This window comes from Pseudoxanthomonas sp., assembly GCF_002863005.1.
In the GTDB taxonomy this organism is placed as follows: Bacteria; Pseudomonadota; Gammaproteobacteria; order Xanthomonadales; family Xanthomonadaceae; genus Pseudoxanthomonas_A.
In genome coordinates this window covers 1-9,999 of sequence record NZ_PKDG01000031.1, presented here as the reverse complement: position 1 = coordinate 9,999, position 9,999 = coordinate 1, and the positions used below count along the sequence as shown (strand labels likewise).

Here is a 9,999-nt window from a genome sequence, read left to right as displayed (position 1 = left end):
TTCGTGCAGGAGGCCGATGCACTGCCGACGCTGTCCGCCATCGCACCGCACGTGGTGCCGCCGGAACAGTTCCTGCTCGGCAGCGAAGCCGCCTATCTGCATTGCGCGCGCGGCATCCTCGAGAGCAAGGCCGGCGAGGCGCTGGTGGGCAAGGCCGGCAAGGCCGCCACCACGCGCAACTGGGCCACCGTGCTGAAACTGCAGGCGCTGGTCGAGAAGATGGACGGGTGACGTGCACTGTTCCGTGGGAGCGAAGTCGGTCGCGATGATCTACCGCGAAGGTGTCATCGCGACGGACGTCGCTCCACAGGCGAGGTCGCCTACAGATCGAAGCCCAGCAGCAGCGGGTCGTGGTCGGAGCTGCGGAACGGCACGGTGGGGTCGCCGTCGGCGTAGCCTTGCGCGTCCTGCTCGTCGGCGTTGATGTGCCACTCGGCGGCGCCACGCAGCTGCTTCGCCAGTGACGGGCTGAGCAGGGCGTGGTCGAGGCGGCCGCTGAGGCCGTTGTAGACGTAGCTGTAGGGCTGTTCGATGCCGGCCTGCTTGAACGCATCCACCCAGCCGGCGTCGTCGCGCAGCCAGCGCACGGGCGCTTCCATCGCGTAGGCATTGAAGTCGCCGAGCATGACCACGCGGTCGCTGCGGGTGCGGGTGGGATCGGTCTTCAGCCACGCGTCGAGACGCTGCGCCGAATCCAGGCGCAGTGCATTCCAGCAACCGGCGCCATCCTTCTGGTCGGCGTCCAGGCCGGTGGCTTCGGAGCAGCCCTTGGACTTCAGGTGGTTGGCGACCACGACGAAGGGTTTGCCGGTGCCGCGCACGAAGGCCTGCGCCAGCGGGCTGCGGCTGCGCTCGCCGAACGGGCCGGCCTGCAGCGTGGCGGGCTTGCCGCTGGGCGCCACCTTGTCGCTGCGGTAGATGATGCCCACGCGGATCGTGTCCGGGCCGGGGCCCTGCTTCGCATCGATGAAGCGCCACGTGCCGCCGCCGGCGTTCAACGCGGCGACGAGCTGGGCGAGGCTGGAGTCGGCGCCGTAGCCGTCGTTCTCCAGTTCCATAAGCGCAGCGATGTCGGGATCCAGCCCGCGGATGGTGCCGACCAGTTTCTGCACCTGCGCCTGGTACTGCGCCGCGGTCTTGGCGCCGCGTTCGGTGGGGAAGCCGCCGCCCTGGCCGTCGCCGTTGAACAGGTTTTCCAGGTTGAACGCGGCGATGCGCACGTTGCCGGCGACCTGCGGCGCGGCCGGGCGTTCCGGTGCGGCGATCGTCGGTGCCACGGTGAGCTGCAGGCGCCATCCCCCGTGGCGCGCATCGACGATGCCCTGCGCGCCGGTCAGCACGGTGCCGGTGCGCAGCGGCTGGTTTTTCTTCACGTACCAGACGGTGGCGGGATCGCGTTGGGTGCTGCCGTCGTCCAGCACCAGGGTGCGGCGCGCGTTGTCGGCGGCCAGGCGCTTGGCCTCGGCGCTGCCGGGCACGGCGACTTCGCTGGGTTGCCACAGGCGGCCGTCGAAGCTCGTAGTGAGTTCGCCGAAACGGCCCAGCGCGTCGGTACCGGTCAGCGTGAGCGGGGCGTCGATGCGGACGAGCATGCCTTCATAGCGTTCCCAGTCGTCGGGAAGCGTCTTCAGCACGGTGGGCGCCACATAGCCTTTGCCACGTGGCTCGATGGCGGATGCATACACGGTCGTCAGAGCCTCATCACCGCCAGCCTTGCGCTCGCGCACAACGCCACGCACGAGGACACCGTCTCCCGCGTTGAGAGCAGGCATCTGTGAGCCACTTTCTGTCTTGACGAACAGTCCCAGTGACGTTGGCGAGTTGCCAGCCCCTCCCTCCTGCATGAAGAAGCCGCCCATTCCCTCGACGAAGGCGCCGGTGACGACACCCACCACGGTGACGGTTTGGCCATCGAGCGGGCTCTGCGCACCTTCGCCCTGTACCTGGCTGATGTAAGTAACGCGCTCCTTCGGCGTGGTGGCGCAGGCGGGCAGCGACAGCGGGGCGAGCAGGGCGAGCGTGAGCAGCGAGCGGGGAGACGTCATCGTGATCGGACCGGGCGAGCGAGGCGGCAAGGGTAAACGGAATGGGTGACGGGCAGGTTTTCCGCGCGAGGCGGGACGGCGTGCTTCCCCTCGCCCCGTGACAACGGGGAGAGGGTGCCCGGAGGGCGGGTGAGGGGCGTCGGCGCCGCGGCGTTGGAAGTTCGCCGTGATGCGTCGAGCGCGGGGGGCAGGCCTGGACCGTCGGAATCGGTCTCCGTTCGACCCTCATCCGCCTTCGGCACCTTCTCCCCGCAGGCGGGGAGAAGGAAAGCGGTTGAGATTCCCCACGACACAAACAAAAACGCCGCCCGCAGGCGGCGTTTCATGGAAGGCGCGAGGCCTTACTTGCTGTTGGCCAGCATCCAGTCGACGGTGGCGTGGATCTGCTCGTCGGAGATGGCCGGGTTGCCGCCCTTCGGGGGCATGATGCCGCCGTCCGGACCGGTGAAGCCTTCGATCGCGTGCTTGTACAGGGTGTCGACGCCCTTGCTGGCGCGTGCGCCCATGCCGGCAGCGGTCAGCATCGGTGCCTTGCCGACGCCGTTGGTGTGGCAGGCGCCGCAGAGGTTCTTGTAGATCTCGCCACCGTCCAGCGTGCCGCCGTAAGCGACCTGGGAGGAGGCAGCCGCCGCGGCGGCCGCTGCGGCGGCCGCTTGGGCCGCGGCACCGGTTTCGCCGGCATAGACCGCGCCGGCCGGGGCAATGCGGGCCTCGGTGATCTGCACGGCCTTCGGGTTCACTTCCGGCGGCAGGCTGTCGTGCAGGAAATACGCACCGACGATCAGGCCGGCGGTGACCAGCATCAGGAAGCCGATCACCATCGAGAAATGCTTGAGGAATTCGAGGTCGTAGTTACGCACTTTCCACCTTTGGCAGCACGGCCGCAGGGCCGCGCATGGCTACGAAAACGGGGGCCGACGGACAACGCGCTGCGCGATCCAGGCGGGGCCGGGCGCCGGAACGCCGCGGGCAAGGCCGCATTATAAGCAGTGAGGCCGTCTTTGCCTCAACAAGGGCGGTAGGGCGCTCACTGCGCCAGGTAGACCTGCAGCGGCGCGCGCAGGGCCTGCAACACCCCGCGGATGGGATAGCCGGCCCCGGCGCCCTGGCCCGACAGCGCCTGCTGCAATACCTGTCGCTTCTCGCCGCCTTCGATATGGAGATACAGGTGGCCGGCGTCGCGCAGCACCGGCAGGGTGAGGGTGATGCGGGGCTCGCCCGCCCCGGGCGCATGCATCGGCAGTACGGTCGCCGGGGTGGCCGGATCCATGGCGTCGACAAGGCGGTCGCCTCCGGGGAAGAACGAGGCGGTATGCCCGTCGCCGCCCATGCCCAGCACGACCACGTCCAGCCTCGCCGGCAGGGCCGCCGCGATATCCGCCAGGGCCTCGTCCGGAGTGGGGGTGGCACGGTGGAGCGGCACGAAGTGCGCATCGGCAGCAGCGTGCTGCAGCAGGTGCGCCTTCACCAGGCGGGCATTGGAACGGTCATGATCGTCGGGTACCCAGCGCTCGTCGACCAGGGTGACGGTGACGTTGGCCCAGTCCAGCGGCTCCTTCGACAGCGCCTGCAGGAAGCGCCGGGGCGTGCTGCCACCCGACAGCGCGATGCTGGCATGGCCACGCGCCACGAGCGCGGTCCGCAGGTCGTCGGCCACGGCGCGTGCAAGCGCAGTGGCGACGCTGTCGCCATCTGGGAAGGGGTGCAGCTGGATCTGCAGCGAGAGATCGGTGGGGGGCATGGAGCGACTCGGGAGTGGGGGCTTCCCGGGGGAAGGCAGGTCGGCGTGGGGGCGCCAGGAAAGCCCCGCCTGGGCGGGGCCGGCGACGTCAGACGGTGTCTTCGTGCCAGGTGCGGCCGTCGCGCTCGACCAGGGCCACGGCGGCGCTGGGACCCCACGAACCGGCGGTGTAGGGCTTGGGCGTCTCGCGCCCGGCCTCCCAGGCGGAGAGGATCGGGTCGATCCAGGCCCATGCGGCCTCGACTTCGTCTCGGCGCATGAACAGGGTCTGGTTGCCGCGGACCACGTCCATCAGCAGGCGCTCGTAGGCTTCCGGCTGGTGCACGCCGAAGGCCTCGGCGAAGCTCATGTCCAGCGGCACGTGCTGCAGGCGCAGGCCGCCCGGGCCCGGGTCCTTGATCATGATCCACAGCTTCACGCCTTCGTCCGGCTGCAGGCGCAGCACCAGCTTGTTGCCCATCACGGGGCCGGCGCTGTCGTCGAAGATGGAATGCGGGATCTGCTTGAACGCGATGACGATCTCCGAGACGCGCTCGGCCAGGCGCTTGCCGGTGCGCAGGTAGAACGGCACGCCGGCCCAGCGCCAGTTGTCGACTTCGGCCTTCAGCGCCACGAAGGTCTCGGTGCGCGAATCGGGCTTGCCGAGTTCGTCCAGGTAGCCCGGCACCGCGGCGCCGCTGCTGGCGCCGGCGCGGTACTGGCCACGCACGGACAGGTGGCCGACGTCTTCGCCGCGGATCGGCTTGAGCGAGCGCAGGACCTTCAGCTTCTCGTCGCGCACGGCGTCGGCCTGCAGGGCGGCCGGGGGTTCCATCGCCACCATGCACAACAGTTGCAGCAGGTGGTTCTGGACCATGTCGCGCAGCGCGCCGGAGGTGTCGTAGTAGCCGGCGCGCTTCTCCAGGCCGACGGTTTCGGCCACGGTGATCTGCACGTGGTCGATGCGGCTGGCGTTCCACAGCGGCTCGAACAGGATGTTGGCGAAGCGCAGCGCCAGCAGGTTCTGGACAGTCTCCTTGCCCAGGTAGTGGTCGATGCGGAAGATCTGGCTTTCGGCGAAGGCACTGCCGACGGCATCGTTGATGACCGCGGCGCTGGCCGAGTCGTGGCCGATCGGCTTCTCGATCACCACGCGCGCGTTGCCGGTATTCAGGCCATGGGCGCGCAGGCGGTCGCAGATGTTCACGAACAGCGTGGGGCTGGTGGACAGATAGAAGACGCGGATGCGCTCACCGGTGGTCTGCAGTCGGGCGGCGAACTCGTCCCAGCCCTCGTCCTTGGTGGCATCCAGGGCCATGTAGCCCAGCTTGTCGAGGAAGGCCGGCAGCTTGGCCTTGAGCGCTTCGTCGCCGCTAGCGATGCGGGCGAGCGCCTCGCCGACCTTCGCCCGGTATTCGGCATCGCCCTGCTTGTCGCGCGCCACGCCGAGGATGCGGCTCTCTTCCGGAATCTGGCCGTCGGCATAGCGCCGCAGCAGGCCCGGCAGCAGCTTGCGCAACGCCAGATCGCCGGTGCCGCCAAAGATGACGAGATCGAAGGTGTCGACAGGCAAGGTCTTCGCAGTCACGGGAGCGTCTCGGTGCAACAGGAATGAGCGATCACAATACCACCGGGGTACCATGGGATGCCAACAGGTCCGCTAAGTGAAAGGATTGTTGCGGTATTGGTACGGCACTGGTATTTTTATTGTCATGCAAACGAACCTGCTCGAGGAATACCAGCGGCTGCAGACCGGTGAGTCCACCCGGGCAGTGGCCTACCTGCGCCTGCGTCGCGCGCTGCAGAACCTGATGGATGCTGGGGTGCTGCGGCCTGGACAGGCGCTCCCCAGCGAACGCGACCTGGCGCAACTGCTGGACCTCTCGCGGGTGACCATTCGCAAGGCGTTGGCCGGCCTGATCGAAAATGGTCTGCTGGTGCAGCGACAGGGGGCCGGGACGTTCGTGGCCGAGCGGATCCTCCGCCAGTTCTCGCGCCTGACCAGCTTCACCGACGACCTGCGCGAGCGTGGTCTGAATCCGCAGGTGAAGTTTCTCGAGCGCACCGTGGGGGAAGTGACCCCCGAAGAATCGATGGCGTTGAACCTGTCGCCGGGCAGCGGCGTGGTGCGCATGTACCGTTTGCGGCACGTCGACGGATCTCCGATCGCCATCGAACGCACCCTGGTGCCGTACGCGCTGTTGCCTGATCCAGACAGCGTGACCACCTCTTTATATGAAGCGCTGGACGCCTATGGCCACCGGCCCAAGCGGGCCCTGCAGCGACTGCGGGCCGTGGCGCTGGATGAAGAGGCTGCGCGCCACCTCGAGCTGCCGGTGGGTGCGCCAGGCCTGCTGGTCGAGCGGCGCGCCTTCCTGGAAGACGGTCGGGTCGTCGAATCCACCCGGTCCTACTACCGGGGCGATGCCTACGACTTCGTCGCCGAGCTGCAGAGCGACTGATTCCCTGCCGGCCAGGCCGGCCATTCCCCGGGTTTGCTGTCCCTGCCTGTCCTGAACGGATGAGCGGGGTGGGCCTGCGTGCGTGGGCTTTTTCTGCCGCTTGTCTGTCGCAGCGGGCCACTGATCGGCCGCGGCGGCATTCTGGCGCCGGCATGCGCTGCTTCTGTGATGAAGTTCACGCGCTTACCTATTGACGTCAATGAGTTGACGTTAAATTAAAGTAAAGATGTAATAGAGATCTCACTTTAGTGTGAAAGATGTCCGCTTCGGGGTGTGAAGCGCGATTTGTGACGTGCGCACCAATTCGACCGGCCGAGTGGCCGTCGGGGAGCGCACCGACTTTCAAGACAGCCTTGGGGGAGGCAGTCCCGGCTGGCTTATCTCCCGATCCAGCGCAAGGGACCACCGTGCACGTTCCAACTCGATTCCGCCGTCTTGCCCGGAAGGGCCGCTCCCTCCTTGTAGTGGGGACGCTGGCCGTCTGGGGCGCATTCACGGCACCGGTCCTTGCGCAAACCCAGGTCACGAACACCGCCAACGTCACGTTGCCGGCTGGCATCGTCGATACCAACACGGCCAACAACACGTCCAGCGTGACGGTGGGGGTTCTGGCGCTGCCCCGCCTGACCCTGGTCAAGCAGGTCGTCAATGACAACGGCGGTACCGCGCTGGCGACCGCCTGGACGCTCACTGCCACCGGGCCGTCCACCACCATCTCGGGAGCGACCGGCACGGCGGCCGTTACCTCGGTCGCCGTACCTGCCGGCTCGTATGCGCTGACGGAGACCGGCGGTCCCGCCGGCTACACGGCAGCGACATGGAGTTGCGTCAAGAATGGTGGCGCGGCGGTGGCGGCCAACACGGTCAGCCTGGCCGGCGGCGATGTCGCCACCTGCACCATCACCAACAACGACCAGGCAGCGACGCTGACGCTGGTCAAGACGGTCGTCAACGACAATGGCGGCACGGCTACGGTCAGCGACTTCCCGCTGACGGCGACCGGTCCGACCACGATCACGGGTGTTAGCGGTACGGCTGCGGTCACTAATGCTTCGGTCAGTGCCGGCGTCTATACGTTGTCGGAAGCGACGGTGGCCGGCTACGCCGCCGGAACCTGGAGCTGCACCGCCGGCACGTTGTCGGGTAACCAGCTCACGCTCGCCAACGGCCAGAGCGCGAGCTGCTCGATCACCAACAACGACCAGGCGGCGACGCTGACGCTGGTCAAGACGGTCATCAACGACGATGGCGGTACCGCCACGATCAGCAACTTCCCGCTGAGGGCCACCGGTCCGACCACGATCACGGGCGTCAGCGGTACGGCTGCGGTGACCAATGCCTCGGTCAACGCGGGTGTGTACATCTTGTCGGAAGTGACGGCCGCAGGTTACGTCGCCGGCACGTGGAACTGTACGGCCGGCACGCTATCGGGCAACCAGCTGACGCTGTCCAACGGTCAGAGCGCGAGTTGCTCGATCACCAATGATGACGAGCCTGCGATCCTGAATCTGGAGAAGCTGGTAGATAACACGGGTGGTGGCACAGCCCAAGGAACAGAGTGGACGCTCTCTGCCAGTGGACCCACTCCGATCAGCGGTGCGGGTATCGCCAGCGGCGAAGTCGCCGCAGGTACCTACACGTTGTCGGAATCCGTCGGGCCGGCAGGGTACTTGGCCGGTCAGTGGGAGTGCGCAGTCGATGGCATACCTCTCGTCTTGGCGGGTGGCAATCAGGTCACGATCCAGAACGGCTGGCCGGTCCGATGCTCCATCGTCAACACGTTCCAGCCTGCTCCCTCGCTAACGATAGACAAGACGGCCTCGCCGACGACGGTGTCGTCAGCGGGCCAGGTGGTGACGTATTCGTTCCTGGTCACCAATACCGGCAACGTTGCGATCACCGGTGTGGTGATCAACGAGACCGCGTTCAGCGGCACGGGCACGGCACCGGCGATCACCTGCCCAGTGACCACGCTGGCTCCACTGGCCAGCACGACCTGCTCGGGCACCTATGCGTTGACGCAGCAGGACATCGATGCGGGTTCGGTCACCAACACGGCTACTGCATCGGGTACGGATCCGGTTGGTGGCACCACGACGTCGCCGCCAGACAGCGCGACCGTCACGTCCACCGCGACCCCCAACGTTTCAGTGGTCAAGACCGGCCCGGCGTCGGTGGATGTGGACAGCGCCTTCCAGTACACGTTGACGCTGACCAACAACGGTAGCAGCACCACCGGCACGAACCTGATCGTGCAGGACCAGTTGCCGGCTGAGATGCAGGCCACGGCCGCCTCGGGCGCGACGTGTACCAACCTCAACGTGCTGGGCGCGCTGCTGACCTGCACCGTGCCTGGCCCGCTTGCGCCGGGCGGCAACGCGGTGGTGACCCTGACGGTGACGGCGCCGTCGAGTACCGGCTTCGCACCCACCACCGAGACGTACACCAACTACGCGGCGACCAATCCGACTGGCACGGGAAATCCCGGCACGCCGCCCGGCCCCGGCTGTGTCAACGGACCCACCACCAGCTGCAGCAGCGTGGATACGGACGTCCTGTCGCCGTTGTTGAATTTGGTCAAGACGGCCAGCGATGCCGAGTTCACGCTGGGCGTGCCGGCCAGCTACACGATCCAGGTATTCAATACGGGCGCGACGGCCACGACGGCGGTGAGCACGGTCACTGACGTGGTCCCCAATGGCCTGACGATCGGAGTCTTGCCCGCCGGCTGCACGGCGACGGGTCAAACGGTGACATGCACCATCCCCGCCGGTCTTGCGGTGGGCGTTGGTGCGGCGGTGAACTTGGTCATTCCGGTAACGCCGACGGAAGCGGCGGTGCCGTCGGTCACCAACACGGCGAGCGTGAGCGGTGGTGGTGATCCGGGCTGTCCCGGCCAGGCCCGCTGCGAGAACGGCGTTACTACGCCGGTGACGTTCAACTCGGCGCTGACGCTGGACAAGACGGCGTCGCCGACGACGGTGTCGGCGGCGGGCCAGGTAGTGACGTACTCGTTCCTGGTGACGAACACGGGCAACGTAGCGATCACGGACTTGCAGATCAACGAGACCGCATTCAACGGCACGGGCACGGTGCCAGTGGTCAGCTGCCCGGTGAGCACCCTGGCGGCCGGTGCGAATACGACCTGCACCGGCACCTATACGGTGACCCAGCAGGACATCGATGCCGGTTCGATCACCAATACGGCCACTGCTTCGGGTACCGATCCGATCGGTAACACTACGACCTCGCCGCCGGACAGCGCAACGGTGACGTCGACGCTTGCCCCGGCGCAGACGCTGGTTAAGGCGCTGACGGCCAACGCCGATGGGGATGCCAGCGGTAGTGTGACCTTCGACGATGAGTTGACCTACACGGTCACAGTCACCAATACCGGTAATACCACGCTCACGGATGTTGTGATCAGCGACCCATTGATCGCGCCCAGCACCATCACCTGCGCGAGCGTGGCTCCGGGTACGACATGCGTGCTGACGGGCGTCTATACGGTCACGCTGACAGATGTCGCCAATGGCAGTATCAGCAACACCGCTGTTGTTACCAGTCCGATCTGCCCTGTGGGCAGTACCGATGTTGCGTGCACCGACACAGAGGTTACGCCGGTTCAAGCACCGGTCGTGGAGTACGCCAAGTCGGCCAGCACGACCGGTCCGGTGGCGGTGGGTGAGACGATCACCTACACGCTGACGACGGTGGTGGCGAACTCGCAGACCACGTCGGTGACGACGCTGACCGACACGCTGGGCACGGG

Annotated in this window: 7 protein-coding genes; 3 read left to right on the top strand and 4 right to left on the bottom strand. The window is 67.1% G+C overall.

Features of this window, described 5'->3' with window-relative positions; genetic code table 11:
* Positions 1-231: hypothetical protein (locus tag CYU89_RS12785; RefSeq protein WP_296281502.1), on the top strand; the 231-nt coding region annotated here is incomplete at its 5' end.
* Positions 232-320: 89 nt separating this feature from the next.
* On the opposite strand, the gene CYU89_RS12780 is transcribed toward CYU89_RS12785, so the two are convergent.
* The 4 genes from CYU89_RS12780 to zwf all read right to left on the bottom strand — a co-directional run bounded on the left by CYU89_RS12780 (position 321) and on the right by zwf (position 5,353).
* Positions 321-2,045, bottom strand: a complete 1,725-nt coding sequence (locus CYU89_RS12780; protein ID WP_296281500.1) for an ExeM/NucH family extracellular endonuclease — start codon at positions 2,043-2,045, stop codon at positions 321-323.
* A 341-nt stretch (positions 2,046-2,386) separates the two neighbouring features.
* Entirely contained in the window at positions 2,387-2,905 is a 519-nt protein-coding gene (locus CYU89_RS12775; RefSeq protein ID WP_296281498.1) for a c-type cytochrome, read from the bottom strand.
* 167 nt (positions 2,906-3,072) lie between these two features.
* Positions 3,073-3,786: a 6-phosphogluconolactonase gene (pgl, locus tag CYU89_RS12770; protein WP_296281496.1), complete on the bottom strand. Its 714-nt coding sequence runs from the start codon at positions 3,784-3,786 to the stop codon at positions 3,073-3,075.
* Between the two features lie 88 nt (positions 3,787-3,874).
* Positions 3,875-5,353 carry a glucose-6-phosphate dehydrogenase gene (zwf, locus tag CYU89_RS12765; protein ID WP_296281495.1) on the bottom strand — a complete coding sequence of 493 codons (1,479 nt, stop codon included), beginning with the start codon at positions 5,351-5,353 and terminating at the stop codon, positions 3,875-3,877.
* Between the two features lie 124 nt (positions 5,354-5,477).
* Between zwf and CYU89_RS12760 the strand changes: the two genes are divergently transcribed.
* Together CYU89_RS12760 and CYU89_RS12755 are read left to right on the top strand one after the other, a co-directional pair.
* On the top strand, positions 5,478-6,227 hold the full coding sequence (locus tag CYU89_RS12760; RefSeq protein ID WP_296281493.1) for a GntR family transcriptional regulator: 750 nt from the start codon (positions 5,478-5,480) through the stop codon (positions 6,225-6,227).
* A gap of 464 nt (positions 6,228-6,691) precedes the next feature.
* Positions 6,692-9,999: hypothetical protein (locus tag CYU89_RS12755; protein ID WP_296281491.1), on the top strand; the 3,308-nt coding region annotated here is incomplete at its 3' end.

What these genes read in the sequence shown, in the direction of transcription:
- pgl (WP_296281496.1), bottom strand. Translation starts at nt 3,786, where the DNA reads ATGCCCCCCACCGATCTCTCGCTGCAGATCCAGCTGCACCCCTTCCCA.
- CYU89_RS12780 (WP_296281500.1), bottom strand. Translation starts at nt 2,045, where the DNA reads ATGACGTCTCCCCGCTCGCTGCTCACGCTCGCCCTGCTCGCCCCGCTG.
- CYU89_RS12760 (WP_296281493.1), top strand. Translation starts at nt 5,478, where the DNA reads ATGCAAACGAACCTGCTCGAGGAATACCAGCGGCTGCAGACCGGTGAG.